This is a genomic window from Ruegeria sp. HKCCA4633 (assembly GCF_013034605.1).
Lineage (GTDB): Bacteria > Pseudomonadota > Alphaproteobacteria > Rhodobacterales > Rhodobacteraceae > Ruegeria.
Genome location: NZ_WQGJ01000001.1, coordinates 106663 through 132905, shown reverse-complemented (window position 1 = coordinate 132905; position 26243 = coordinate 106663). Strand labels below are relative to the sequence as shown.

29 protein-coding genes are annotated in these 26243 nt (G+C 55.9%); 13 read left to right on the top strand and 16 right to left on the bottom strand.

The genetic code is table 11. The features are described 5' to 3' along the window. Window positions 1-18: 18 nt before the first annotated feature. The 8 genes from GOV85_RS00725 to GOV85_RS00690 all read left to right on the top strand — a co-directional run bounded on the left by GOV85_RS00725 (window position 19) and on the right by GOV85_RS00690 (window position 8367). Complete coding sequence (locus tag GOV85_RS00725; RefSeq protein WP_171174016.1) at window positions 19-1065, top strand: ATP-binding protein; 1047 nt, start codon at window positions 19-21, stop codon at window positions 1063-1065. A gap of 193 nt (window positions 1066-1258) precedes the next feature. Beyond that, window positions 1259-2299 carry a substrate-binding domain-containing protein gene (locus GOV85_RS00720; protein ID WP_171174014.1) on the top strand — a complete coding sequence of 347 codons (1041 nt, stop codon included), beginning with the start codon at window positions 1259-1261 and terminating at the stop codon, window positions 2297-2299. A gap of 93 nt (window positions 2300-2392) precedes the next feature. After that, the gene (gene pstC, locus GOV85_RS00715) at window positions 2393-3865 is read left to right on the top strand and encodes a phosphate ABC transporter permease subunit PstC (RefSeq protein WP_171174013.1); all 1473 of its coding nucleotides are present in this window, start codon (window positions 2393-2395) and stop codon (window positions 3863-3865) included. Then, window positions 3862-5193: a phosphate ABC transporter permease PstA gene (gene pstA / locus GOV85_RS00710; protein ID WP_171174011.1), complete on the top strand. Its 1332-nt coding sequence runs from the start codon at window positions 3862-3864 to the stop codon at window positions 5191-5193. The genes pstC and pstA overlap by 4 nt, the downstream gene beginning before the upstream one ends. A 12-nt stretch (window positions 5194-5205) precedes the next feature. Beyond that, a complete protein-coding gene (gene pstB / locus GOV85_RS00705) occupies window positions 5206-6003 on the top strand; it encodes a phosphate ABC transporter ATP-binding protein PstB (RefSeq protein WP_171090042.1) in 798 nt (265 codons plus the stop codon). Between the two features lie 16 nt (window positions 6004-6019). Next, window positions 6020-6721, top strand: coding sequence for a phosphate signaling complex protein PhoU (phoU, locus tag GOV85_RS00700; RefSeq protein WP_171090044.1), 702 nt, complete (start codon window positions 6020-6022; stop codon window positions 6719-6721). A 12-nt stretch (window positions 6722-6733) separates the two neighbouring features. After that, entirely contained in the window at window positions 6734-7423 is a 690-nt protein-coding gene (phoB, locus tag GOV85_RS00695; RefSeq protein ID WP_171090046.1) for a phosphate regulon transcriptional regulator PhoB, read from the top strand. Window positions 7424-7599: 176 nt separating this feature from the next. Further along, complete coding sequence (locus tag GOV85_RS00690; RefSeq protein ID WP_171174008.1) at window positions 7600-8367, top strand: SDR family oxidoreductase; 768 nt, start codon at window positions 7600-7602, stop codon at window positions 8365-8367. Here GOV85_RS00690 and GOV85_RS00685 read toward each other — a convergent pair. Both GOV85_RS00685 and GOV85_RS00680 read right to left on the bottom strand, forming a co-directional pair. Continuing rightward, complete coding sequence (locus tag GOV85_RS00685) at window positions 8364-9233, bottom strand: acyl-CoA thioesterase II (RefSeq protein WP_171174006.1); 870 nt, start codon at window positions 9231-9233, stop codon at window positions 8364-8366. The genes GOV85_RS00690 and GOV85_RS00685 overlap by 4 nt on opposite strands. 52 nt (window positions 9234-9285) lie before the next feature. Next, the gene (locus tag GOV85_RS00680; protein WP_171174004.1) at window positions 9286-10518 is read right to left on the bottom strand and encodes a serine hydrolase; all 1233 of its coding nucleotides are present in this window, start codon (window positions 10516-10518) and stop codon (window positions 9286-9288) included. Window positions 10519-10713: 195 nt separating this feature from the next. On the opposite strand from GOV85_RS00680, the gene GOV85_RS00675 reads away from it, so the two are divergent. Next, window positions 10714-11325 carry a 2-hydroxychromene-2-carboxylate isomerase gene (locus GOV85_RS00675; RefSeq protein ID WP_171174002.1) on the top strand — a complete coding sequence of 204 codons (612 nt, stop codon included), beginning with the start codon at window positions 10714-10716 and terminating at the stop codon, window positions 11323-11325. A gap of 18 nt (window positions 11326-11343) precedes the next feature. Here the strand turns inward: GOV85_RS00675 and GOV85_RS00670 are convergent, their stop codons facing one another. After that, window positions 11344-12378 (bottom strand): phosphotransferase family protein, encoded by a 1035-nt coding sequence (locus GOV85_RS00670; protein WP_171174000.1) that lies wholly within the window; start codon window positions 12376-12378, stop codon window positions 11344-11346. A 14-nt stretch (window positions 12379-12392) separates the two neighbouring features. After that, window positions 12393-13211 (bottom strand): SDR family oxidoreductase, encoded by an 819-nt coding sequence (locus tag GOV85_RS00665; RefSeq protein WP_171173998.1) that lies wholly within the window; start codon window positions 13209-13211, stop codon window positions 12393-12395. A 149-nt stretch (window positions 13212-13360) separates the two neighbouring features. On the opposite strand from GOV85_RS00665, the gene GOV85_RS00660 reads away from it, so the two are divergent. From GOV85_RS00660 to GOV85_RS00650, 3 genes are all read left to right on the top strand, one after another. Then, window positions 13361-14356, top strand: coding sequence for an NADPH:quinone oxidoreductase family protein (locus GOV85_RS00660; protein ID WP_171173996.1), 996 nt, complete (start codon window positions 13361-13363; stop codon window positions 14354-14356). Between the two features lie 129 nt (window positions 14357-14485). Then, on the top strand, window positions 14486-14935 hold the full coding sequence (aroQ, locus tag GOV85_RS00655; protein WP_171173994.1) for a type II 3-dehydroquinate dehydratase: 450 nt from the start codon (window positions 14486-14488) through the stop codon (window positions 14933-14935). Continuing rightward, the gene (locus GOV85_RS00650; RefSeq protein WP_171173992.1) at window positions 14932-15687 is read left to right on the top strand and encodes an autoinducer binding domain-containing protein; all 756 of its coding nucleotides are present in this window, start codon (window positions 14932-14934) and stop codon (window positions 15685-15687) included. The genes aroQ and GOV85_RS00650 overlap by 4 nt, the downstream gene beginning before the upstream one ends. A gap of 379 nt (window positions 15688-16066) precedes the next feature. Here the strand turns inward: GOV85_RS00650 and tsf are convergent, their stop codons facing one another. The 5 genes from tsf to GOV85_RS00625 form a co-directional block, all read right to left on the bottom strand. Further along, window positions 16067-16942: a translation elongation factor Ts gene (gene tsf, locus GOV85_RS00645; RefSeq protein WP_171173990.1), complete on the bottom strand. Its 876-nt coding sequence runs from the start codon at window positions 16940-16942 to the stop codon at window positions 16067-16069. A gap of 76 nt (window positions 16943-17018) precedes the next feature. Next, window positions 17019-17810: a 30S ribosomal protein S2 gene (gene rpsB / locus GOV85_RS00640; protein ID WP_171173989.1), complete on the bottom strand. Its 792-nt coding sequence runs from the start codon at window positions 17808-17810 to the stop codon at window positions 17019-17021. Window positions 17811-17976: 166 nt separating this feature from the next. After that, a complete protein-coding gene (locus GOV85_RS00635) occupies window positions 17977-18756 on the bottom strand; it encodes a 1-acyl-sn-glycerol-3-phosphate acyltransferase (protein ID WP_171176169.1) in 780 nt (259 codons plus the stop codon). Between the two features lie 62 nt (window positions 18757-18818). Then, window positions 18819-19574 (bottom strand): GNAT family N-acetyltransferase, encoded by a 756-nt coding sequence (locus GOV85_RS00630; protein ID WP_171173987.1) that lies wholly within the window; start codon window positions 19572-19574, stop codon window positions 18819-18821. A 103-nt stretch (window positions 19575-19677) separates the two neighbouring features. Further along, a complete protein-coding gene (locus GOV85_RS00625; protein WP_050602459.1) occupies window positions 19678-19860 on the bottom strand; it encodes a DUF3553 domain-containing protein in 183 nt (60 codons plus the stop codon). 43 nt (window positions 19861-19903) lie between these two features. On the opposite strand from GOV85_RS00625, the gene GOV85_RS00620 reads away from it, so the two are divergent. Then, a complete protein-coding gene (locus GOV85_RS00620) occupies window positions 19904-20500 on the top strand; it encodes a histidine phosphotransferase family protein (protein ID WP_171173985.1) in 597 nt (198 codons plus the stop codon). On the opposite strand, the gene GOV85_RS00615 is transcribed toward GOV85_RS00620, so the two are convergent. From GOV85_RS00615 to GOV85_RS00585, 7 genes are all read right to left on the bottom strand, one after another. After that, a complete protein-coding gene (locus GOV85_RS00615) occupies window positions 20497-21759 on the bottom strand; it encodes a glutamate-5-semialdehyde dehydrogenase (protein ID WP_171173983.1) in 1263 nt (420 codons plus the stop codon). The two genes, GOV85_RS00620 and GOV85_RS00615, sit on opposite strands and share 4 nt — an antisense overlap. Before the next feature lie 33 nt (window positions 21760-21792). Continuing rightward, the gene (gene proB, locus GOV85_RS00610) at window positions 21793-22899 is read right to left on the bottom strand and encodes a glutamate 5-kinase (RefSeq protein ID WP_171173981.1); all 1107 of its coding nucleotides are present in this window, start codon (window positions 22897-22899) and stop codon (window positions 21793-21795) included. Continuing rightward, window positions 22887-23921: a GTPase ObgE gene (gene obgE, locus GOV85_RS00605; protein WP_171173979.1), complete on the bottom strand. Its 1035-nt coding sequence runs from the start codon at window positions 23919-23921 to the stop codon at window positions 22887-22889. Before obgE ends, proB begins: the two co-directional genes overlap by 13 nt. A gap of 38 nt (window positions 23922-23959) precedes the next feature. Continuing rightward, window positions 23960-24496 carry a GNAT family N-acetyltransferase gene (locus tag GOV85_RS00600; RefSeq protein ID WP_171090081.1) on the bottom strand — a complete coding sequence of 179 codons (537 nt, stop codon included), beginning with the start codon at window positions 24494-24496 and terminating at the stop codon, window positions 23960-23962. Then, window positions 24493-25101 (bottom strand): LysE family translocator, encoded by a 609-nt coding sequence (locus GOV85_RS00595; RefSeq protein WP_171173977.1) that lies wholly within the window; start codon window positions 25099-25101, stop codon window positions 24493-24495. The genes GOV85_RS00600 and GOV85_RS00595 overlap by 4 nt, the downstream gene beginning before the upstream one ends. A gap of 96 nt (window positions 25102-25197) precedes the next feature. Further along, the gene (rpmA, locus tag GOV85_RS00590) at window positions 25198-25467 is read right to left on the bottom strand and encodes a 50S ribosomal protein L27 (protein WP_039535512.1); all 270 of its coding nucleotides are present in this window, start codon (window positions 25465-25467) and stop codon (window positions 25198-25200) included. A gap of 11 nt (window positions 25468-25478) precedes the next feature. After that, on the bottom strand, window positions 25479-26093 hold the full coding sequence (locus GOV85_RS00585; protein ID WP_171173975.1) for a 50S ribosomal protein L21: 615 nt from the start codon (window positions 26091-26093) through the stop codon (window positions 25479-25481). Window positions 26094-26243: the final 150 nt, after the last annotated feature.

The following is a 26243-nucleotide window of genomic DNA, read 5'->3' as shown; positions in this document are numbered from 1 at the left end:
CCAATTGAGTTTTAAGTCATGTCCACCGAGCTGTTAGACGAATTTGTCCAAGCGATTCCGATGCCCGCGCTGATGGTGGATCAGACGGAACGGATCATTGCCGCCAATACCGATGCAAAGACTCTGCTTGGTCAGAATATCGTCGGACGCCACTTCGCCACGATCCTGCGGCAACCGCAGGTATTGGAAGCCATTGAACAAAGCCTCCAAACCAAAAGCACAAAAAAGACGCGCCACCTGTCCAATGACGGCGCGCAGGATACGACGTTTGAGGTTGATTGCCGCTATATGAACGGTGTTGGCGCGGTATCAGGTGGGGCTGTTTTGGCCTCATTTCAGGACATCACCCATCTGGAACACGCCAGCCAGATGCGGCGGGATTTTGTGGCCAATGTCAGCCACGAGTTGCGCACCCCGCTGACCGCGTTGATGGGCTTTATCGAAACCTTACGTGGCCCGGCGCGCGATGATCCAGGCGCGCGGGAGAGGTTTCTTCAGATCATGACGGATGAAGCCAACAGAATGAACCGATTGGTTGGCGATCTTCTGTCTCTCAATCGGGTCGAAAGCGAAGAACGCGTCCGACCCATTGAACAGCTAGAACTAACGGGGCTGTTACAATCCATTCTGAACTCAGTGCGCCCTCTGGCCGAGGACGCAGGCGTGGCCTTGGTACTCGAAGCGCAGGACGGACCGGTGTCGGTCACCGGCGACAGCGACCAGTTGCGTCAGGTTTTCACCAACCTCGTCGAAAACGGCATAAAATACGGGGGCAGCGGCGGCAACGTGACAGTAAGCGTTTTGTCCATGGAACGAGACACTGCGCTGAGGGGGCCGTCGGTGCGGGTTCAGGTCATCGACAAAGGCCCCGGCATAGATCCGATTCATCTGCCACGTCTGACAGAGCGATTCTATCGCGCGGACAGCCACAGATCCCGGCAACTGGGGGGAACAGGGCTTGGGCTTGCCATTGTCAAACACATCGTCAACCGGCACCGGGGACGGCTAAGAGTTGAGAGCGAATTGGGAAAAGGCTCTGTTTTTACGGTGATTTTGCCACGGTGACGCGTTGCCAGAGCGGACTTTAAAAACCGCCGCTTCGCCCAGTCGGATCACTTTACGACAAGTAAAGCGTTACAAAACGCATGTTGTCATAAAACCGTTACACACTTGTCACAAAAGGCTTACGCATGCGGCCTAGGGGTTCGCGCAGGATCATCATGGGGGTGATCAAACATACCTTTTCAGGGAGACTGAAATGTCCTTTGTAAAACTGTCGGCTTCTGCGCTGGCGATTGCTGCCGTCTCGGCAACCACTGCTGCTGCCCGTGACAACGTACAGGTTGCCGGTTCGTCGACCGTTCTGCCTTATGCTTCGATTGTTGCTGAACTGTTCGGTGAAAACACCGACTTCCCGACCCCGGTTGTAGAATCCGGCGGCTCTTCGGCCGGTCTGAAGCGTTTCTGTGAGGGTGTTGGCGAAAACACCATCGACGTTGCAAACGCATCGCGTAAAATCCGCGAAAAAGAAATCAAAGCCTGTGCCGAAAACGGCGTGACCGACATCATGGAAGTCCGCATCGGTTATGACGGCATCGTATTTGCCAGCCAGCAGTCGGGCCCTGCCTTCACTGCGTTCGAGCCTGCCGACATTTACAACGCCATCGGTTCGAAAGTCATGAAAGACGGCGCATTGGTCGACAACAGCTTCAACAGCTGGGCCGAGTTCAACGCCGATCTGCCGGACGTTGAAATCGCAATGCTCATCCCGGGCACCAAGCACGGCACCCGTGAAGTGTTCGAAGACAAAGTTTTGCTGGAAGGCTGCGAAGCCACTGGTGCCATGGAAGCCATGGTTGCAGGCGGCATGAGCGAGGATGACGCCGAAGACGCATGCCTGGACGTCCGCACCGACGGTAAGTCGGTCGACATCGACGGTGACTACACCGAAACTCTGGCGCGTATCGACACCAACCCCAACGGCATCGGCGTGTTCGGTCTGGCGTTCTATGAGAACAACACCGACAAGCTGAAAGTGGCCACCATGGGCGGTATCGCACCGTCGACCGAGACCATCGCGTCGGGTGAATACCCTGTGTCGCGTCCGCTGTTCTTCTACGTCAAGAAAGCGCATATCGGCGTGATCCCTGGCCTGAAAGAATACGCACAGTTCTTTACTGCTGACGAAATCGCAGGCGGTTCCGGCCCTCTGGCCAACTACGGCCTGGTTGCAGATCCTGAGCTGGCCAAGACCCAGGACGCCATCGCTAACGAAGTTACCATGGGTTCGGGAAGCTAATCCCGCCTTTGGCTTGAATAACCGGGGGCGGCAACTTATGCCGCCCCCAACTGTGTTTTCCGAAATTCCCAGCCAAGACCTTACGGGGGTGTCATGCCGATACTATGGCTCTTTCTGATCGTGCTTGCGATCGCCGCAGTCGGTTATGTGTCAGGACGCGCACGCGCCTTGCAAAGCGCCGGTGGAGACAGCAGGAACCTGCACTCGCTGCCAACTTACTACGGTGCAAATGTAGCCCTCAAGGCCGTTGTCCCCGCCTTTGGTCTACTGATCATTTGGCTGCTGGCACAGCCACTTTACGTGTCGTCTCAGGTTTCCGAAATGATCCCAGAGACTTCCGTCAAAGAAGGCTCGTCACTAAGCCTGGTTATGGCTGAAGTACGCCGCACGGCGGACGGGCTGAACAACGCTGTGGCCGCCGGCGTACTTTCGGAAGATCAGGCCCGCAACGCGCGCGCGGACGTAACCGACGTGACGCAACGCCTGAAAGATGCCGGGCAGGTGGTGACGTCCGAGATCACTCAGCCAGTTCTGCGAGCTGCACAAAGCTACCGCGCCATGAACTCCACCGGTTACGCGATCATGACGGGTGCGGTCATTCTGGTGGCTCTGATTGGAGCCGCAATCAGTTGGTTTCAGACACATTCCGACTACCGTGCCCGCAACGTGGTCGAGCAGGGGATACGCTTTCTGCTTCTGGCTGCGGCATCTATCGCGATTCTGACGACCATCGGAATCGTTCTGTCGCTGGTCTTCAACACGTGGGAGTTCTTCAAGCTCTATCCCGCGTCTGACTTCTTCTTTGGGACAACCTGGGCGCCCAGCTTTTCGGGCCGCGGCGGCGCATCGGATCTAGGGATCATTCCTCTGCTGTGGGGCACGTTCTATATCTCGCTGGTGGCTCTGCTGGTGGCTGTTCCTATCGGACTGTTTGCCGCGATTTACCTCAGCGAATACGCCTCATCCCGCGTGCGCTCTGTCGCAAAGCCGCTGCTTGAGGTTCTGGCCGGGATCCCGACCATCGTTTACGGTCTGTTTGCCCTGTTGACTGTCGGCCCGCTTTTGCTGGACGTGTTCGGCGATAACGGTTTGGGCTGGATGAAGGCAGGTACAGCCGTAATGACCGCCGGTATTGTGATGGGGATCATGCTGATCCCATTTGTTTCGTCTCTGTCTGACGACATCATCAACGCGGTACCTCAGGCGATGCGCGACGGATCTTACGGTTTGGGTGCGACCCAATCCGAGACCATTCGCCAAGTTGTTCTGCCAGCCGCATTGCCCGGTATCGTGGGTGCGATCCTGCTGGCGGCATCGCGGGCGATCGGTGAAACCATGATCGTGGTTTTGGGGGCAGGGGCCGCCGCCCGGCTCAGCCTCAATCCTTTTGAAGCAATGACAACCGTCACCGCCAAAATCGTCAGTCAGTTGACCGGCGACGCGGACTTCGCCTCGCCCGAGGCGCTAGTCGCCTTTGCCCTTGGCATGACCCTTTTCATCCTCACGCTGGGGCTCAACGTTTTTGCCCTCTACATCGTGCGTAAGTATCGGGAGCAGTACGAATGACCGACGCAAGCATGGACAGCCCGAACACGACCCGCCACGCGACTTCTTTGATGGCCACGGAAGCACGGACAAAGAAGCGAGCGAATGCAGAAAAACGCTTTCGGGTCTACGGCATCGTTGCAATCGCGACCGGGCTTTTCTTTCTGATCGTGCTGTTCGCTTCGATTTTGTCGCAGGGCATCCCGGCCTTTCAGCGTACCGTCGTGAGCGTCGAGTTCACTCTGTCGCCGGCACAACGCGACGAAGCGGAAGGCACTCTGTTCAAGACCAAAGCTTATTCCGACCTGTTTATCGGTGCGCTGAACGATAAGTTGACCGAAAGCGGTGTCACCGTCGATTTCGATCAGGACGCGATTGAGCGTCTTTTGGGTAAAGTGGGTGGCACGATCCGCACCTTTTACGCGGACAACCCAGACAAACTGGGGGAAGCGGTACAGTTCGATCTGGCCGCCTCAAGCCGGGTTGACGGATACTTCAAGGGTCGCGTTTCACGTGACACCCTGCAAGACAGCCGCTTTCTGCAACTGAGCGACTTGGATCTGGTTGATGCGCTGAAAGAGGCGGGGATCATCAAACAGGCATTTAACTGGCCCTTCATTACAGGTGCAGACTCGGGCGTGGACAACCCCGGAGGGGCGGGCATCGGCGCTTCGGTTGTTGGTTCGTTCTTCATGATGCTGGTGGTTTTGGCGCTGTCATTGCCCATCGGTGTCGCGGCTTCGATTTACCTTGAGGAATTCGCACCGCAGAACCGATTTACTGACCTGATTGAGGTGAACATCTCGAACCTCGCCGCTGTTCCGTCGATTGTGTTCGGTATTCTGGGTCTGGCCGTGTTCATCCAGTTTATGCATCTGCCGCAATCGGCGCCCTTGGTCGGTGGTCTGGTGCTGACCCTGATGACGTTGCCGACAATCATCATCTCGACCCGCGCTTCGCTGAAGGCAGTTCCCCCGTCGATCCGTGACGCGGCGTTGGGGGTAGGGGCCTCGAAAATGCAGGCCGTGTTCCACCACGTTCTGCCGCTGGCCGCACCGGGTATTCTGACCGGCACCATCATTGGTCTGGCGCAAGCCCTGGGCGAGACCGCACCGTTGCTTCTGATCGGCATGGTGGGCTTTGTTGCCCGCGGATATCCCGATGGCTTCGTCGCTGGCTTCACCGAGCCGAACTCGGCCATGCCAGCGCAGATCTACACCTGGGCCGCGCGCGCCGATGTTGGGTTTTATGAGAAAGCCTGGGGCGGCATTATCATCCTTTTGATGTTCCTGCTGACCATGAATATCATCGCAATCATCCTGCGCCGCCGCTTTGAACGCCGCTGGTAAGAGGGGGCAACAATGAACGATATGACACGAGTGGAGAGAGCCGTGGACTCCAAAGACATCAAGATCAACGCCAAAAAGGTTCAGGTCTATTACGGCGACACCCATGCCATCAAAGACGTGGATGTTGCGATTGAAGACAAGACTGTGACCGCCTTTATCGGCCCGTCGGGCTGCGGCAAATCCACGTTTCTGCGCTGTCTGAACCGGATGAACGACACCATCGACATCTGCCGGGTCGAAGGCGATATCCTGCTGGATGGCGAAGACATCTACGACAAACGCGTTGACCCGGTTCAGCTGCGCGCCAAGGTGGGCATGGTGTTCCAAAAGCCGAACCCGTTCCCAAAATCGATCTACGATAACGTGGCCTATGGTCCACGCATTCACGGTCTTGCAAAGAACAAGGCAGAACTGGATGAAATCGTTGAAAAATCCCTGCGTCGTGGCGCGATCTGGGATGAGGTAAAAGACCGCTTGGACGCGCCCGGCACAGGTCTGTCGGGTGGTCAGCAACAGCGTCTGTGCATAGCACGCGCCGTTGCGACTGAACCCGAAGTTCTGCTGATGGACGAGCCATGCTCGGCGTTGGACCCAATTGCGACTGCGCAAGTTGAAGAACTGATTGACGAACTGCGCTCGCGCTATTCGGTGGTGATCGTGACCCACTCGATGCAGCAGGCTGCACGGGTCAGCCAGAAAACCGCCTTCTTCCATCTGGGAAATCTGGTCGAGTTCGGGGAAACCGGACAAATCTTTACCAACCCTGTAGATCCGCGCACGGAAAGCTACATCACCGGCCGTATCGGCTGAGTTCAGGTATTTGACAATGAGCGAACAACATATTGCATCCGTATTCGATCGCGATCTCGAGGCGATCCAAGCGCATATCATGAAGATGGGCGGCCTTGTCGAAGCCGCCATCATGAGCGCCGCGCGCTCGTTAGAGACCCGCGATGTGGAACTGGCGCAGCAAGTGCGGCAAGGCGACAAAGCCATCGATGCGCTGGAAGATATCATCGACGAAGAAACCGCGCGCCTGATCGCACTGCGTGCGCCCACAGCCAGCGATTTGCGGTTGGTTCTGTCTGTCCTGAAAGTCTCGGGCAATCTTGAGCGGATCGGTGATTATGCCAAGAACATCGCCAAACGCACCACGGTCCTGGTCGATGCGGGCGAGATCAACGGAAGTGCCGCAGCCCTGCGCCGCATGGCGCGCGAAGTCGAGCGGATGCTGCGCGATGCGCTGGATGCCTATATTCAACGCGATGCGGAACTGGCGACCGATGTCATCAACCGCGATGAAGATGTCGACCAGATGTATAATGGGCTGTTCCGAGAGTTTCTGACCTTCATGGCCGAGGATCCGCGCAATATCTCGTCCTGTATGCACCTGCATTTTATCGCCAAGAACATCGAGCGTATGGGCGATCACGTCACCTCGATTGCCGAGCAGGTGGTCTATCTGGTCACCGGAGAACGCCCAACCGAGGCACGGCCCAAGGCCGACACAACGTCGCAAACCGTGTAGGAGACGACCGAGATGTCCGCAGATCAACCGACAGTTCTGGTGGTTGAGGATGAACTGGCGCAACGCGAAGTGCTGGCCTACAACCTCGAAGCAGAAGGGTTTCGCGTCTCGAAAGCCGCCAGCGGCGATGAGGCCATGCTGCTGGTAGACGAAGATTGTCCGGATATCATCGTTCTGGATTGGATGATGCCGAACCTCAGCGGGATCGAAGTTTGTCGTCGCCTGAAAAGTCGTCCCGAGACACGTTCGATCCCGATTATCATGCTGTCGGCGCGCACTGAAGAAGTCGACAAAGTGCGTGGTCTGGAAACCGGTGCGGACGACTACGTGGTGAAACCGTACTCTGTTGTCGAATTGATGGCGCGCGTTCGCACACAGCTACGCCGGGTTCGTCCGGCAACGGTTGGGATACGTCTGGAGTTTGACGACATCGTTCTGGATTCTGAGACACACAAAGTCAGCCGAGACAGCAAACCTTTGAAACTCGGTCCAACAGAGTTCCGTCTGCTTAGCACCTTCATGGAAAAGCCGGGCAGGGTCTGGAGCCGCGAACAATTGCTGGACCGCGTTTGGGGCCGAGACATCTATGTGGATACCCGAACTGTTGATGTCCACATTGGACGGCTGCGCAAAGCGTTGACGCAACATGGCGGTGAAGATCCAGTGCGGACCGTACGCGGCGCAGGGTACGCACTCGGATGAGCTGAAAGGCTTTTAAACCAAGAGCTTGCGAGCACTTGTTGACGGGATGACAGCATCTAAATACCTTTCATAAATAATGCGTGTAATAGGTATTATGGTAAATAGTCACTAAGGTTGCTTAACCGTACGCATGTATTCAATGTCGATGTATTCCAACCGAGCGTATAGGAACGAAAATGGACCTTAGAAACAAAACAGTTGTCGTAACCGGTGCTGCGCATGGCATCGGTCGTGGACTGGCCAAACGTTTTGCCGATGAAGGTGCGCTTGTCGTGTGTTCCGATGTCGACGATGCCGGCGCGCAATCTGTGGCGGATCAGATCGATGGCCATGCATTTCCCTGCGATGTGTCCAACGAGGATCAAATCAAAGCACTGATAGAGTTCTCAGAAGACACAGTGGGTCCGATTGATTTGTTTTGCGCAAATGCCGGAATTCTGACGCTTGGCGGATTCGACGTTCCAGATGAAGACTGGGAGCGGATTTGGAAAATCAATGTGATGTCACATGTTTGGACAGCGCGGCATCTGGTTCCACGTATGATCGCTCGCGGTGGCGGATACATTCTGACAACCGCCTCAGCGGCCGGCTTGCTGAACCAACCAGGAGCCGCTCCGTATGCTGTAAGCAAACACGCTGCCGTCGGTTTCGCAGAATGGCTTGCACTGACATACAGATCACAAGGTTTACGGGTCTCGGTATTGTGCCCACAAGGTGTCCGGTCAAAAATGACCGAAGGACATGACGTGTCGGTTGCATCCATTGACGGTATGCTCGATCCCAGTGACGTCGCCGGAGCTTGCGTCAGAGCTATTGAGCAAGAACAATTCTTGGTCCTGCCGCATCCGCAAGTTCTGGATTACATGCAGCACAAATCAGCCGATTATGACAGGTGGTTATCGGGAATGGGTAAACTAAATCAAAAATTTACCAGCGACCTTTAGCCTTTTTTCTGAACCCTGCGCATTAACCCTTCCTGAGCTACAGAGGCGATCAACGTTCCGTCCTCGGAATAGATAGAGCCGCGGTTAAAACTTCGTCCCTGCCCCGTCCAGGGCGAATCCATTACATAGAGATGCCAATTCTGAAACTGAACAGGCGCATGAAACCAAAGCGCGTGATCCAGACTTGCGCCGTTGAACTCTCCGGTAAACCAGCTCAATCCATGTGGGCGCAAGCCTGAGGACATTAGGTTCATGTCAGAGGCATAGGCCAGCAATAGGTGCTGCGTAATTGCGTCCGCCGAAGCCGCAGCAGCCATGCGAAACCAGGTTTGGTTCCGATCATCCGACACCTTCGGCGTGAACGGATCCAAATGGTCCACATCGCGCACTTCGATCGGACGTTCTCGCAACAACTCGCCGCGTAGGCGCTCGGGCACTCGGTCAACATAAGACTGTCGCAACTCGGAACGGGACGGATAGCTTTCCGGCGCGTTCATAGTTGGCATCGGGTGCTGATGATCCCAGCCTTCGTCCTGCACGTGAAACGAAGCTGACATGTTCAGGATCTGCTTTCCGTGCTGAATGGCAACCACGCGGCGGGTTGTAAAAGAACCTCCATCTCGCGCCCTATCAACTTGATAAATAACGGGCTTTTCAGGATCTCCCGGACGAATGAAATACGCATGGAGGGAATGACACAGACGGTCTTCCACAGTTCGATATGCAGCGGCCAGCGCCTGTGCAATGACCTGTCCGCCGAAAATGCGTGTTGGTGTTTCACCCCCGGACCCCGTACCACGGAACAAATCGACTTCGAGTCGTTCAATGTCCAGAAGATCCAGTAAGATGCGTTCTGCTTCGGTCATGTTGTACTCGCATGATCAGTTGCTCGACCACCGGGTATCAGGCAGACAGAAATCATTCAATCATGGCCGCATGAACCAGCGCTTTAAGCTCGGCCCGCGATGGGTACGAACTGGATGGCGACAATTGCGTAAAGAAAACGGCTGTCAGGTCAATCTGCCAATCAATCCAGAAGTAGGTCGAGGCCATACCGCCCCAACTGAAATCCCCAATCGAACCGGGAACCCGCACACGTCCGGGGTTCAATACAACTGACCCCGCCAGGCCAAAGCCCATCCCCTCCATCGGCTGTTCCGCAAAACTTTTTGGACCCATCGATGCGATATCACCCGGTAAGTGATTGCGCATCATGAACTCTACAGTCTTGGGCCCAATCACACGATGGCCGTTCCCCGCGCCGCGATTGCGCAACATATCTGCAAACTTGGCGTAATCATCCAGTGTCGAAATCAAACCGCCGCCGCCTGATAAAGTCGTCGTGCTATTGAACGGCGATCCGTCATAGCTGTCGACCAATCGCAAGCTGTCGCCGCCCTGATCTGCTGAATTAAGCGCCATCGCGTCCCCTGCCAACGGTGTATAGAGCGACGCAAATCGGTCCCCTGCCCCAGGTGGCACCGAAAACCCGGTCTCACGCATGTCCAGCGGTTCAAATACGTGCTGTTGAAAGAATTGATCCAGCGTCTGACCTGATACCACCTCGATCACACGACCCAAAACATCTGTGCCGACCGAATACTCCCAACGCGCACCGGGCTGAAAGGCCAAAGGAAACCGTGCCAGATCCCGGACGCGATCTTCCAAAAGCCCTTGATCAGGCTTGAACATAAGATCCTGTTCATCCATGGCTTGGGGCAGAATTCCGGGGTTGAAGGGATAGCTAAAACCACTGGTATGAGTCATCATCTGATGCAAGCTTGGCGATGGAGCGTCTTCCGTCTGCTCCAAAGTTTCAGCTCCTGCAACAAGCGCGCGCATTTCTTTGAATTCAGGAAGGAAATCAGACAGCGGAGCGTCCAGATGAAATAACCCGCGCTCAGCCAGAATCATCAGGGCAACCGATGTAATCGGCTTGGTCATGGAATAGATGCGCACCAGTGTATCGCGTTGAAATGGCAGGTTGACTTCCCGATTGCGCAGACCGCTTGCGTGATAAAAGGCTTCGGACCCGCTTTGCCGCAACAGAAAAGACGACCCTGCGTATTTTCGTTGCTCAACATAGCGGTCCATCCAGGCCCGAATATGATCCAATCGCGACGGATCAAAACTTACGTTTTGGTGGGGCATTCGACCTCTTCCATCTGGTTTCCGTGCTGAGTGTGTCGGTTTAAGGGGCGAGTTAACAGAGAATTTTTTTACTAGTAGGTAGCTTCCCCAAAGACTTCGCAAGCCCGCGTTGCGATGAAGTGTTAAACTGAGGCTGGCCTGGATTCGAAAGGGCTGACAGAGTCAGGTATCACCAGACCACTGGAAAGGAACACCATGACGCAAAGCATAGATTTTGTTTATGATTTTTGCAGCCCAAATGCCTTTTTGGCGCATAAAACGTTGCCAGAGCTTTCGGCACGGTATGATGTTAAGTTCACTTATGTCCCTGTCCTACTACCTATCGTGTTCAAAGCGACCCATAACCAAAGCCCGTTTCAAGCCTTTTCCGAGAACCGCCAGAAAACAGCGTATCTCACGCATGACCTGCACCGCTTTGCGCGTCGGCGTGGATTGAGTTTTCACATGAGTCCGCATTTTCCGATGAACACAAAATTCGCGATGCGCGGCGCGCATTTTGCAAGGGGAAAATCTTGGGAAAGTAAATACATAAGCGCGGTTTTTGATGCGATTTGGGTGCACGGGCAAAAGGTCGATGAGCTCGCCGTGCTGATCGACATCTTGCAAGAGAACGAACTGCCCGTTCGCAAGATCCGCGAGGCAATGAGCGATCCTGACGTCAAACAGGACTTGAAAGATCAAACCAAAGCCAACGTGCGACGCGGAGTATTTGGTGTTCCAAGCCTGTTCGTCGGGCCCGAGATGTTCTTTGGCAAGAACAGTCTGCCCAATGTCGAAGTTGAGCTTCTAAGGTTAAACGGCGTGTAAAACCGGTAACTTACAGGTTTATGTGAAAGTGCCGTGAAGCGCTTTCAGACCGTGCTGTGCGAACAGGGGAACATAAGCGCCGTATGCCTTGGCTCGCTCTGGGTCAGAGGCATTTCCATCCAGCGCGCGTTTATAGACACCTTGCAAAATTCCAGCCATGCGAAAGAAATTGAAAGCCAGGTAAAAACCGAAATTTTCAATTCCATCCAAACCGCGCCGCTTGCAGTATTGGGCGACAAAGGCCTGATCACTGGGCAAGCCCAGATTGTCCCGATCAATTCCGGCCAAGCCGCGCCCTTGTTTTCCCGGAGGCAGCTGCCACTGCATGATCACGGCTGCCAGATCCGCATAGGGATGCCCGATCGTGGACAGTTCCCAATCCAATACGCCGATACAGTTGGCGCTTTCAGCTGCGAACATCAGATTGTCTATACGATAGTCACCATGCACCAGTGTTCGCTGCCCGTCATCTTGCGGTACAGAGTTTTCAAGCTCGGAGGCCAAGGCATCCATGTCTTCGATCACCGAAGTTTCTGACGCACGATACTGTTTGGTCCAGCGCGAGATCTGACGCTCATAGTAATTGCCTGTCGGCCCATAATCGGACAACCCCACGGCATCGATGTCGACCATGTGCAACTGGGCAAGAACCCTGTTCATCTCATTCATCACGGCCGCGCGCGTTTCGTTGGTTTCGCCCTGCAGCGTTGGTTCGGGAAAAATTCTGCCGTGCAGACGCTCCATCACGTAGAAGGCCGAGCCTATGATGCTGTCGTCCTCGCACAGAAGAAACATCTCGGGCACAGGCACATGGCTGCCTGCCAGCGCGCTTTGAACTCTGAACTCGCGGTCTACGGCATGTGCCGATTTCAGAAGAACGCCAGGTGGCTTTCGCCTTAGCACATAGGTTTTGCCCGGCGTTCTAAGCTCAAATGTTGGATTGGACTGCCCAACTGAAAACTTTGTCGCCTCTAACGGACCTTCGTAACCAGAGAGATTTGCGCTGAGATACCTGTCTACCGCCGCAAGATCCAGATGGATGTCATTGCTCATGGCTTGCCTTCCAGTCACAGGGCTTCTGCAAAGATATTTCCGGCTGTTACCACATTGATTCCACCCGAAACCGGGATCACCGCACCGGTTACGTAGCTGCCGCCACGCCCGCACAGAAACAGCATACATCCTGCAATGTCTTCGTCGCGCCCGACCCGGCCCAATGGAACCGATTTGCCAACCTTTTCGCGTGTACCCTCGTCCGCCGTGGCAAACGCCGTCATACGAGAGACAAACGGTCCCGGCGCCAGCGCGTTAACCGTGATGTGGTATGGCGAAAGCTCTTTGGCCATGATCTTGGTCAGATGCAGAACCGCAGCCTTTGAAGCCGAATAGCTGTACGCTCCGTCCCCCATGGGCACTTCACCCATCACAGACCCCACATTGACTATTCGGGCAGGATCATCGGCCGTTCCCGACTTCATCAGTATAGGCAAAAGCCGTTGGGTCAGCTCGAAAATCCCCGTCACATTGACGGACATCACCTTGCCCCACGCGTCATAAGGAAACTGGCCCAGCGGAGCACCCCACGACACACCGGAGTTATTCATAAGAATATCAAGTCGTTCGGTTCGGTCTTGAATGTCAGAAACAAGGCTGGCGATCCCTTCCTCGCTTCCGATATCTCCGCTAAACCCCTCGGCGCTGCCTGGCGCATCCAATGCGTTCTGTTCAGCGGCCACTTCGGCGCAGGCATCCCCTTTGCGCGACGCGATCAGAACACGCGCCCCCGCCCTGACCAGCGCCTCGGCCGCCATGCGCCCGATCCCTGTCGCGCCACCTGTGACCAGTGCAGTCTTGCCCTCAAGAGAAAACAGGGTGTCTGGCGTCATGATCGTGCTCCTCGTTTTTGTTCCCGCCTGTTAGAGCCTGCGCTGACCCGCTTAATGCCGTTACGGCAGTCAGCGGTCGTTCACGTTGACAAACCCATGTTCGGCACCAAAAGTTCCTAATCACAAGTTACAGGCAGAACAGAGGTCTTATGCAAGCGTTACTCAGCGTCGCACCGGGCGGACCCGAAACACTGAAGCTTACCACCCTGCCCGATCCGCAGCCCGGTAAAGGGCAGCTGTTGGTAGACGTAAAAGCGGCCGGCGTGAACTTCCCGGATACGCTGATCATCCGGGATCTGTATCAGATTAAACCGCCCCGCCCATTTGCACCCGGCGGCGAAATCGCAGGTAAAGTGCTAGCCCTTGGTGAAAACGTCACGGGGTTCAAGATTGGCGACCGCATTTTGGCGCTTACAGGGCATGATGGGTTCGCGACCCACGCAACGATCCGTGCCGACAGCGCCATCAAGATACCTGATGCGATACCGTATGATGAGGCCGCTTGTTTCATTTTCACCTATGGTACGTCCTATCACGCACTGAAGGATCGGGCGAACCTGAAGGCTAACGAAACTCTATTGGTTCTGGGGGCATCTGGTGGCGTCGGATCCGCGGCTATCGAACTTGGAAAAGCCATGGGCGCCAGAGTGATTGCCGGCGTCTCCTCTGCCGAAAAGGCCGAGTTTTGTCGCCAGATTGGCGCGGATGAGGTTGTCATCTACCCACGCGATTTGAACAAAGACGCGCAGAAAGCCTTTTCAGCCGAGGTCAAGAAGATCGCCGGTCCCAACGGCGTGGATGTGGTGTATGATGCTGTGGGCGGTGCATTGGCTGAACCGTCCTTACGCTGCATGGCCTGGAATGGACGCTATCTTGTGGTCGGTTTTCCCGCAGGTATTCCGCAGATCCCTTTAAACCTTCCGCTTTTGAAGGGCTGTCAAATCGTCGGCGTTTTCTGGGGCGCTTCTGTCTTCCGTGACCCCAAAGGCCATGCCCAGAACGTCGCGGATCTGTTCGCCTTTTATGCTTCAGGACAAATAAAGCCTCGTATCAGCGCGCGGTTCCCACTCGAACGCGCGCATGAGGCGCTCGAGCAGATGTCGCAGCGCGCGGTTCTCGGAAAACTGGTTGTCACAATGGGTTGAGCTGAACGCGAAACAACCACCTTGCGCGAGGGTTTGCACCAAAGTCGCAAATTGGAATTTGTAATGTAATGTCAGGTGGACAATCCGGCCTTTTGCTGTCTATGAACCATTAATGGGGATTTTATAGATATGCATAAAGTTCTGGTATTAAACGGACCTAACCTCAATCTGCTTGGCACACGTCAGCCTGAGGTCTACGGCAGTACGACTTTACATATGATCGAGGAACGCTGCCGTCAGCATGGCGCGTCCGTTGGGCTGGACGTGTCGCATTTGCAGTCCAACCACGAGGGCGTCTTACTTGACGCAATCCATGCCGCGCGCGGTGTGCAGTCTGGACTGATCCTGAATGCGGGCGCTTATACGCACACGTCGATTGCCCTGATGGATGCCGTTGCCTCGGTTGAGTTGCCTTTGGTCGAAGTGCACCTGTCCAACATTCATGCCCGCGAACCCTTCAGGCACAAGTCTTATATCGCTCCGGTGGCACTGGGTCAGATTTGTGGTTTCGGCGCCGAGAGCTATATCCTGGCGTTGGACGCGCTGGCCGCGCATTTGAAGGCAGGTGACGCCGTATGACTTTGAAGGAATACCTGCGTTTTGTCAGCTATACCAAAACCATGGAAGACCTGTGGGATGCTCATTGTCGCCAGATGTCCCAGTATGGGTTCGAACGTCTTATCTATGGATATACACTTTACAGAACTGCGACGTCTTTGGGCGATCCCGAAGACTTTGTAATTCTGACCAATCACAAGCGCGCCTATGTCGACGGATTTCTAAAGGACGGCCTGTACTTTCACGCCCCAATGTTGAAATGGGCATTGGACAACGAAGGCGCTGCAAGCTGGAAGATGCTCCAGGACATGAACTCCAGCGGCACTTTGACGAACGAAGAACGCAAAGTGTACGAGTTCAACAAGTCCATGGGCGTTGTGGCTGGCTATACGGTCAGTTTCAACTCGGTGTCCATGCGATCGAAAGGCGCGATTTCCCTTTCGGCCAAAACCGGCTTGAGCCAGGAAGAAATTGACTCGGTCTGGGAAGAGCATGGCGAAGACATTCTGTTGATGAACAACGTCGCACACCTGAAAATTCTTACATTGCCGTTCAACCCGCCAAACCGCGCGCTGACAAAACGACAGCGGGAAGCTTTACAGTGGGTGGGCGATGGCAAGACAACGCAAGACATCGCTTTGCTGATGGGGCTGACATCGGCCACGGTCGAAAAGCACCTGCGACTCGCGCGCGAAGCGTTGTCGGTCGAAACAACGGCGCAAGCCGTTCTCAAGGCATCGCTACACAATCAGATGTTCATAATGGAAGCCTGAACGCTAGATTTTGACGCCATCCCGCGTCAGTTTACCCTAGGTAAGGAAATCAGTACTTTTCAGATCTATCCTAAAAGTTGCAAAGTGAGAGTGTTCCGTGAGTGGTGGCTTTAGCCAGGGAACATTCGATTGGATCTTTGCAATAACAGAGCTCTCCAATCACTCTGACAAAGGGGCGTTTATTCTTCCGCGTACCAGTGTCGGAATTTTGGGGGGCCCCGACCATCCCCATCAAGCGGGGCCCTCCATTTCATTCTCAGACAACAGAAAAACGTTCATCGCGACTGATTTTGCGCGAACAAAAAAGGGTTACGCACAGCGTAACCCTTTCGTTTTGCAAAGATAAGGCCCTCAAGCAGAACCTTTCTCAATAACGTGCTTAGCCTTGAGCGGCTTTGGCAACCTCGGCTGCGAAGTTTTCTTTTTCGACCACGATGCCCTCGCCAACTTCCAGACGGATAAAGCCAGTGATGGTTGCGCCCGCTTCTTTGGCCGCTGCTTCAACGGTCAGGTCAGGGTTCACAACGAACGACTGGTTCAGCAGGGTCGATTCGGCGACGAATTTCTTCATACGGCCTTCGATCATCTTCTCGATCACCTGCTCCGGCTTGCCGGATTCGCGGGCGATGTCCATCTGAACCTGCTTTTCTTTTTCGACAACAGCCGGATCCATGTCGGCCTCAGACAGAGCAGCGGGGTTCACAGCTGCGATGTGCATCGCAACCTGCTTGCCGATGGCTTCGTCGCCGCCCGACAGCGCAACCAGAACGCCGATTTTGCCCATGCCGTTGGTGGCCGCGTTGTGAACGTAGGACACAACGGTGTCGCCCGACAGTTTCGCCATACGACGCACCGACATGTTTTCACCAATGGTGGCGATCTTGTCGGTCAGGGTGTCGGCAACGTTCTTGCCACCCAGATCAGCGGCCAGCAGTGCCTCGACATTGTCGACGCCTTCCGCGGCGTATGCGATCTTGCCAACCATTTCCTGGAACTCAGCGTTCTTCGCAACGAAGTCGGTTTCCGAGTTCACTTCGACAGCAACACCGTTGCCACCGTTCACGTGAACTGCAACCAGACCTTCTGCTGCGGTACGGCCCGATTTCTTGGCCGCTTTGGCCAGGCCCTTGGTGCGCAGCCAGTCAACGGCTTCGTCCATGTTGCCGCCGGTTTCGGTCAGCGCTTTTTTCGCGTCCATCATGCCTGCGCCGGTCGAGTCGCGCAGTTCTTTAACCATTGCTGCTGTGATTGCCATCTTTGGCTCTCCTCAATTCAAACGGAATTGGGGCAGGTCATACCCTGCCCCATATGTCATTTACGTGACGGGCAGCTTACGCTTCGGCAGGTGTTTCTGCTTCGGCGGGGGCTTCTTCTGCAACGGTTTCTTCAACCGGAGCTTCTTCGAAGGCACCCAGATCAACGCCAGCAGCACCCATCTGAGCGGTCATACCGTCCAGAGCGGCACGTGCGGCTAGATCACAGTACAGCGCGATTGCGCGGGCTGCGTCGTCGTTGCCGGGGATGATATAGTCAACGCCGTCGGGCGAGCAGTTGGTGTCGACAACAGCCACAACCGGGATGCCCAGCTTGTTGGCTTCGGCAATGGCCAGCGCTTCTTTCTTGACGTCGATGACGAACAGCAGATCCGGTACGCCGCCCATCTCGCGGATACCGCCCAGCGAAGCTTGCAGCTTGGCCTGGTCACGTTCCATGCCCAGACGCTCTTTCTTGGTCAGGCCTTCGGCGCCCGATTCCATTGCTTCGTCGATCTGGTTCAGACGGTTGATCGACTGGGAAACGGTTTTCCAGTTGGTCAGCGTGCCGCCCAGCCAGCGGTGGTTCATGTAGTACTGAGCCGACTTTTCAGCAGCATCTGCGATCGGCTGAGCTGCCTGACGCTTGGTACCAACGAACAGAACGCGGCCGCCTTTGGCAACGGTGTCACGAACAGCTTGCAGAGCCTGGTCCAGCATCGGAACGGTCTGGGTCAGGTCCATGATGTGGATGCCATTGCGCGAGCCGTAGATAAACGGGCCCATGCGGGGATTCCAACGCTGTGTCTGGTGACCAAAGTGAACGCCAGCTTCCAACAGCTGACGCATGGAGAACTCGGGAAGAGCCATGCTATTTTCCTTTTCCGGTTTACGCCTGGGCGGGGGTGAAAGAAGCGGATGCTCCAACCGGCGGTCTTGATGAGGATGTCTCCCTCAAAAAGCCCAAACCCCGCCTGCGGGTTTGAATGGCGCGCGTATACGGCAGGTTTGGAAGCAACGCAAGGGCCAATTGCCCTTATTTCTCAAGCAAAGCCAGCGCATGGGCGTGCCTGATCGCCTCTTCACAATGCGCTGCCAACGCTTTGCGGTTCTCAAAGTCACTGACCTTTGCCGGAGCGTGATAAATCAGTTCAACAGAACCCTGCCTGCGCGCGCCAAGTGTCTTGAGCAAATGCGGGCCGAACTCCATATCGCCCCACCAGCCGTAAAACCGTTTGGGCTGCCCTTTGGGCGCATGAAAGACGACGGAAACCGGTTGGATATACATGAAGTCGCGCAGCTCATCCGTAAAGAACGCAGCGAAAAGCGTTGTTTTAAATGGCAAAACACGCAATCCATCCGTCGAAGTGCCTTCGGGAAAGAACAGCAGCTTGTGTCCCGCTTTCAGGCGGGTTTCGAACAGTTTGGTCTGTTCTTTGGCTTTTGCACGGTCCCGTTGGATGAACACGGTGCCGGTGGCGCGGGCCAACCATCCGATTCCGGGCCATTTCGCGACTTCGGCCTTCGACACAAAATAGACCCTCTTACGCGCGTTCAGGGCAAAAATGTCCAGCCAAGAGGTATGATTGGCCACCACCGCCCCCTGCTCTTTCATTAACACGCCAGAGGATCGGAACCCAATGCCGAGTATCCGAAACGCACTGCGGCACACAAATTGCGTGATGAACGGCGTGACGGGTCTGCGCACTCCGCACAACGGATACTCAACCATTCGCACGGTTAAAAGCACGATCAAACCACCAAAGACCAGAACGGCCAGCGGCAGCCCTCGAAGGATTACCAGCAGCCACCCCATCACTCCAAGTTCGATCGGATCGGGTGCGTCCTCACTGTTCCAGAGTGCGTCGTTCACGGGTGTCAGGCTCCACCATAGATGCGACGCTGCCGGTCGTTCATACGAGCAGTGTCTAGGATCAGGCACACATCGGTGGTGTTGAATTTGTGATCGATAAAGGCGCCCTCGCCTACGAAACCGCCAAGTCTCAGGTAAGCTTTGATCAAAGCAGGCACCTGAACCATGGCCGCCCGTCGGTCCAAGGCGTCCTTGGCAACCAAATCCATGGATTGAAAAACGTCAGGCTGCGCCCGCACCCGCAACTCGGGAGGGGCCAGATGGTTGTGATGCAACATGGATAAAGGTTGCGCCAATGCGGTGACATCCGTGCCGTGGAAACTTGCGACCCCAAACAGCACTTCGATCTCACGTTCAGTGACATAGGCCGCTAGCCCGTTCCAAAGATGATACATGGCGGTGCCGCCACGATAGTCGGGATGCACGCAGGACCGACCCAGCTCCAGCAACTTGCGGCCACTGCTTTTCAACACCGTCAGATCATATTCATCTTCTGAATAAAACTGGCCCACTTCCGCGGCACGTTCACCCGGCAACATCCTGTAAACACCAATGATTTCACCAGTGTTGTCGTCATATGCCAACATGTGATCGAAATAGGGATCAAACCGGTCTTTCTCTAACCCTGCCTCGTGATCGACCAAGTCGCCACCACCACCCAGTTCGCGCACGAAGACGTCATAGCGCAGGCGTTGCGCAGCTTTTAACTCCGCCTCGGTCTCGGCCAGCTTGACGGTAAAGGTTGGGCCTGTATCCGGCATAAAGGTGGTATCCGCTTTCTTTTCGCCGCTGATACCTCAGTTGATCAACCGAAGGCAACAACCGGTGGTTTGCCCCATGTTGTTAACCTTTCCTAAACCAGTTTCACGGATCAAAGACCGGCATCAGGGCGATGCGCGTTCCGTCGATTACCACTTTCCCCTGCTCGCGAAAGTTCACGGTGATCTTGCCTGCGATGTTGGATTGAACCTGTCCAACGCCCCATTCGGGAAAATCCGGGTGGCGGACAAACATGCCCGGTGCAAGAATGGCATTCATGTCTGTCATGCTGGGCTCCTGAATCCGGCGGCAGATACAGCAGGAGGTACGCATGGGCGCTTCGGACGTCAACCTGGCCGAGTTGATCGGCTCTCGGATCTGCCATGATCTGATCAGCCCAATCGGGGCCATCACCAACGGGCTTGAGCTGTTGGATATGGTTGGCGCTGTGCAAGGCCCCGAGATGGAGCTGATCTCGGGCAGTGTGGGCAGTGCGGGCGCACGTATTCGCTTTTTCCGGGTGGCGTTCGGGTCGGCCAGCGAGCAACCACTTGGGAGAGCCGAAATCACTGAACTGCTCAATGATGTCGAACGCGCAGGTCGTGTGCGGGTCAACTGGAACCTGACCGAACCTGTGCCACGCAATCAGGTCAAACTCGCCTTTTTGGCACTGATGTGTTGCGAAAGCGCGATGCCGTTGGGTGGCACCGTCGATATCACAAGTCTGGGCGCGAATTTGACGGTGACCGGCACGGCAGACAAGCTGAACGTGGACGGCGACCTATGGAAAAACGTGGTCACAGGACGTTTTCCAAACAAGCTTACGCCCGCGCAGGTACAGTTTGCCCTGCTGCCGGAAACAGCCAAGGCGATTGGACGGCGCGTCGCGGTAGAAACCACCGCAACGCGCGTTTCGCTCAGGTTTTAAGCCCGGGTCGTTCCGTCCCCACGGACCAGATACTTGAAACTGGTCAGTTGCGCCGCGCCCACCGGGCCGCGCGCATGCATTTTGCCTGTGGCGATCCCGATTTCCGCGCCCATTCCGAACTCACCGCCATCTGCAAACTGGGTGGAGGCATTGTGCATCAGTATCGCACTGTCGAGACGTTCAAAGAAACGGGCCACCGCCGCATCGTCTTCGGTCATGATGCAATCAGTGTGGTTGGACCCAAATTGCTGGATATGCGCAATCGCTGCGTCAATATCTGCCACGGGTTTGGCTGCAATCACGCTATCAAGGAATTCCTTTCCCCAATCGTCTGACGTCGCGGCCTGTGCACCATCTACCGCCAAAGCGCCTTCGGCGTGAACCTCGACTCCAGCGGCCAGCAGCGCCTCGATCACATCGCGCCCCAGTGTTTCAACAACGTCCTGATGGATCAGCAAACATTCGGCGGCCCCGCAGATGCCTGTGCGGCGGGTCTTTGCGTTCAACACAACATCGAGCGTCTTTTGCGGATCAGCAGCTTTGTCGATGTAAATATGAACAATGCCTTCGAGGTGAGCAAAGACCGGCACACGGGCCTCGCGCTGAACCAGACCCACCAGCCCCTTGCCACCGCGCGGAACGATGACATCGACACAGTCGGTCAGGGTCAACAACTCCTGCACCGCCGCGCGATCCCGAGTGGGCACCAGTTGAATGGCGTCCTCGGGCAAGTTGGCCGCTTTCAACCCTTCGACCAGACACGCATGGATCGCGGTCGAGGAATGAAAACTCTCGGACCCACCGCGCAAGATGACAGCGTTGCCGGACTTCAAACACAGAGCACCGGCATCAGCAGTCACATTGGGACGGCTCTCATAGATCACGCCAATGACGCCCAAAGGTGTACGGACCCGCTGAATTTTCAATCCAGTGGGGCGCTCCCATTCAGCCAGAACTTCGCCCACCGGGTCCGCCTGATCCGCTACGGTGCGCAGCCCGTCGACCATATCCTGAATACGGGCCTCATCCAGCATCAGCCGATCCATCATCGCCGGGCTCAGGCCCTTTTCACGGCCAAACTCCAGATCTTTTTGGTTCTCTTCGATTATCTTCGCACGATTGGCCCAAACCGCATCCGCAGCGGCAATCAAGGCAGCGTGTTTACGCTCGGCGCTTGCAAAAGCCAGATCACGCGATGCGTCTTTGGCGCGTTTCCCAAGATCGGCCATCAATGCGGGAATGTTGTCGAAATCTTTCATATCGCGTGCCTTTCAGGTCATCTTTTACAGTGCTTACAGGGCCAGATCATCCCGGTGGATCAAAGCTGCGCGACCCGGGTACCCCAAAGTCGCTTCAATTTCAGACGACTTGCGCCCCTTGATCGCGTCGGCTTCCTGCGCGGTATAGCGGCTGATCCCTTGCGCCAATCGGCGGGCATTTGGATCAAGAACGGCAACAGGGTCACCGCGCCCGAAATCGCCAGTAACTTCTAGAATACCCGCAGGCAGCAGGCTTTTGCCATTGGCCAGAGCGTTGGCAGCCCCGTCATCCACGGTGATCTCTCCGCGTGGTTTCATCGCAGATATCCAACGTTTGCGGGCGGCATGCGGGTCCAAGGTGGCAGTAAACCAGGTTGAACTTGCTCCATTTTCAAGCATTTTCAAGGGGTTCAAAACCGATCCTTCAGTGATGGCCATTGTGCAGCCACCTGCGGTGGCCATCTTGGCGGCCATCAGTTTTGTCTTCATCCCGCCCTTGGACAGGCCTGAGCCCGCATCGCCTGCCATGGCCTCAATCTCGGGCGTAATGCGATCAATTTTCTCGAAGCGCGTGGCCGAGGAATCCTCGCTCGGATTGCCCGAATAGAACCCGTCTACATCGGACAGCAGAATCAGTTGATCGGCCCCAACCGTCACTGCAATCTGAGCGGCCAGGCGATCATTGTCACCATAACGGATTTCGTCCGTAGCAACGGTGTCGTTTTCGTTCACGATCGGAACCACACCAAGGTTCAACAAGGTCTTCAATGTGGCACGTGAGTTCAGATAGCGGCGGCGGTTCTCGCTGTCTTCCAGCGTCACAAGCACCTGCGCCGTCGTTATCTGGTGCGGCGTCAAAGCCTCCTCATAGGCCCGCGCCAGACGGATCTGTCCCACTGCGGCAGCCGCCTGTGATTTCTCCAAAGGCAACGTAGCCATCGGCAAGCCCAGCACACCGCGACCCAACGCAATCGATCCGGAAGAGACCAGGATTACATCTGTCCCCTGCCCCTTAAGCCAGGCCACGTCCTGCGCCAACGAATTCAACCAGTCAGACCGAAGCAACCCGGTATCGCGATCCACCAACAAAGCAGATCCGATTTTTACAACAAGACGGCGGGCTGAGGTCAGGGTTGCCAAGGCTGCGCCTCCTCAGCGGGTTTCCGGCGCACGCGATTGTCGTCAATCTGTGCCCTCAACGCACGCAGAACCTCGGTCACGCCTAGATGCGCGACGCCCGACATGGTCATGACAGGGCCACCCACGGCCTCTTCCAGTTCGGCTTTGACCAGTTCACGCTCTTCGTCGTCCAGAGCATCGACCTTGTTCAATACGGTGATCCGGGGTTTTTCAGCCAGCTCACCGCCATATGCTTCGAGCTCGTGAATAATAGTCCGGTAATCGTCAGCGACTGTTTCAGAGGTGCCATCAACCAGATGCAACAGCACAGCGCAGCGTTCGACATGGCCAAGGAACCGGTCCCCGATGCCGCGCCCTTCATGTGCGCCTTCGATCAGGCCGGGAATGTCGGCAACCACGAATTCAACGTTGTCGACCCCAACAACACCCAGATTGGGGTGCAGCGTGGTGAAGGGATAATCCGCAATCTTCGGGCGCGCATTCGATGTGGCTGCCAGAAAGGTCGACTTGCCCGCATTGGGCATACCCAGCAACCCCACATCCGCGATCAGCTTGAGCCGCAGCCAGATGGTTCTGTCGATACCGGCCTGTCCCGGATTAGCCCGGCGTGGTGCCTGATTGGTAGCGGACTTGAAATGCAGGTTTCCGAAACCGCCATTGCCGCCCTTGGCCAGCAGAACTCGTTGCCCAACTTTGGTCAGATCACAGATTACGGTTTCTTCGTCTTCATCCAGAATTTCGGTACCAACGGGCACGCGCAGAAGGATATCGTCTCCGTCCTTACCGGTACGCTGCTGGCCCCGGCCTGGCTGGCCATTCTTAGCAAAGAAATGCTGCTGATACCGAAAGTCGATCAGGGTGTTCAACCCGTCCACAACTTCAGCCCACACAGACCCGCCTTTGCCGCCGTCCCCGCCATCAGGTCCGCCGTATTCGATGTATTTTTCGCGTCGGAAGCTGACGCAGCCGCTACCGCCGGCCCCGGACCGGATGTAGACCTTTGCAAGATCGAGAAATTTCATGGTCTGTCCCCTACTGCAAAGGCCCCATCGGCCACAAGTCAGAGTTTTTTACTGTATGTCCAGGTGGGCACATTCGCATCACGCGCCACCGAATAGCTTTCCGCATCGCCCAGATACTGGAATCCGCAATGGGTCAGCACCCGAGCCGAGGCGGGATTGTCCTGAAAAACACTGGCAAACATGGTCGCGTTCTGCAGAGGGTTGGCATTGACCAATGCTTCAACGGCCAAAGATGCAATGCCCGTGTTCCAATAAATAGGCGCAACCCAATATCCAACCTCGGACTGGTTCCGATCCAGTCGTTTCAGTGTGATCAGACCGATCAGTTCCGGGCCACCGTCTTTTATTGCATCCATAACCCAAACATCTTCGTCCCGGTCTTCTGCCATCGAACGCGTCACAAAAGCCTCGGTCGAGCCGGGCGCCAGCGGGTGCGCGATGCTTGTGGTCATGCGTGCCACGCGCTCGTCCCCCGCGTAGTGCTCGATCAGTCCCATGTCCGAACGGCGCAGCGGGCGCAGATCGAACCGCTCGGTTTCTATGACCGGCTGATTTATTATTGCTTCAAGCTTCATTGGTGTGTTCCTCCTCCGAACAACACAAAAAGGACGGACGCAACCGTAAGCCCGGCCAACGTCCACATTAGATATTTTTCCGCAGGGCGACCTTCAACCGCATGAGCAATTCTATCGCCTGCGAAGGTCCAGATCGGGTGCAAGACGACCTGGCAGATAAACAAACAAAGAGCGATCGTGAACGTTGCGTCCAAACTGGACGTGCCAGCCGCGACGAAACCAGTAAACCCAGCAATGATCATGGCCCAGGCCTTGGGGTTCAGCGGATGCACGATCAGTCCGGCCCAAAAACCCGGCACCGAACCACTTGCTCCATTTCGCGACAAGCGAAGATTGGCGATCTTCCAGGCCAACCAGCACACATAACCAGCAGAGGCGTATTTCAGCGCGGAAAACACAAAGGGCGCTTGTTCCGCAATTTGCATGAGACCAAAACCCACCGGCCAGATAATCAACTGCTTGCCTAGCACGACACCTGCAACAAACGGCAGGGCCGCCCGGAAACCATAGCGCGCACCTGTTCCCAGCAGAACCATATTGGCCGGTCCCGGCGTGCCCACCTGTGAGGCGGCGAAGATTAGAAAACTGGTGGTTGCGACGGGCATCGGTTTTTTGGGATCACAACTGCGTTAAAACGAAAAAGGGACCGGCATTTTCTGCCGGTCCCCCATGAATTTTTTATTAACCTTCTGGGTCTCGGCTTACTCTGCGGCCTCCGCCACTGGCAGGACCGAAATGAAGGTGCGGTTTTTGAGTCCCTTATGGAACTTCACGGCGCCATCGGTGGTTGCAAAGATGGTGTGATCTTTGCCCATGCCTACGCCTTCGCCCGGCCAGAACTTAGTGCCGCGCTGACGTACGATGATGTTGCCTGCGATGGCTGCCTGGCCACCATACAGTTTCACGCCAAGGCGGCGACCAGCTGAGTCGCGACCGTTACGGGAGGAACCGCCAGCTTTTTTATGTGCCATTCTCTCTCTCCTTAGCCTTGAGCCAGCTCTTTGGCTTGCTCAACCCATTCGGGTTTCACTTTGATGGTGTCGATAGCAGCAATCTGCTCGTCCGACAAGGCGGCCAGAGCGGCAAAGCTCTCGATACCGGCCTCAACCAGCTTTTTGGCGGCGGCAGGACCGACACCGTTCAGCTTGGTCAGATCGTCAGCGGCAGCAGCAGCGGCGGGTGCCTCTGCTTTGACTTCTGCTTTCTTGGCAGGCTTTGCAGCAGGTGCCGCTTCGCCAGCCGGAGCAGACCCGGTTGCAGCTTTGATGCCCGACTTGTCAGCGCCCGACGACAGGATGTCGGTGATCTTGACCAGTGTCAGTTTCTGACGGTGGCCAACGGTACGCTTCGAGCTGTGCTTACGACGGCGCTTGACGAATTTGATGACCTTGTCACCTTTGATCTGTTCGATCACTTCGGCCTGTACGCCCGCGCCTTCAACGAAAGGTGCACCAACAACCGGAGCGTCGCCGCCCAGCATCAGAACATCGTTGAATTGAACTTTTTCACCTGCGTCGGCAGCCAGTTTTTCAACGCGGAGCACATCGCCCGCCTGAACCTTGTACTGCTTGCCGCCAGTCTTGAGGACCGCAAACATGCGTCTTTCCTTTTCATACCCGCGTTCTGTGGTCCCCTTTTCGGGTGTTGCTGGCTTAAGCCACCTCGAACAGCGCGCCCTTCTCAGGCTGTGTGACTGACCCTTTCGACATATCTTAAGGGTCAAATAATAACGATACCCGGCGCGGAT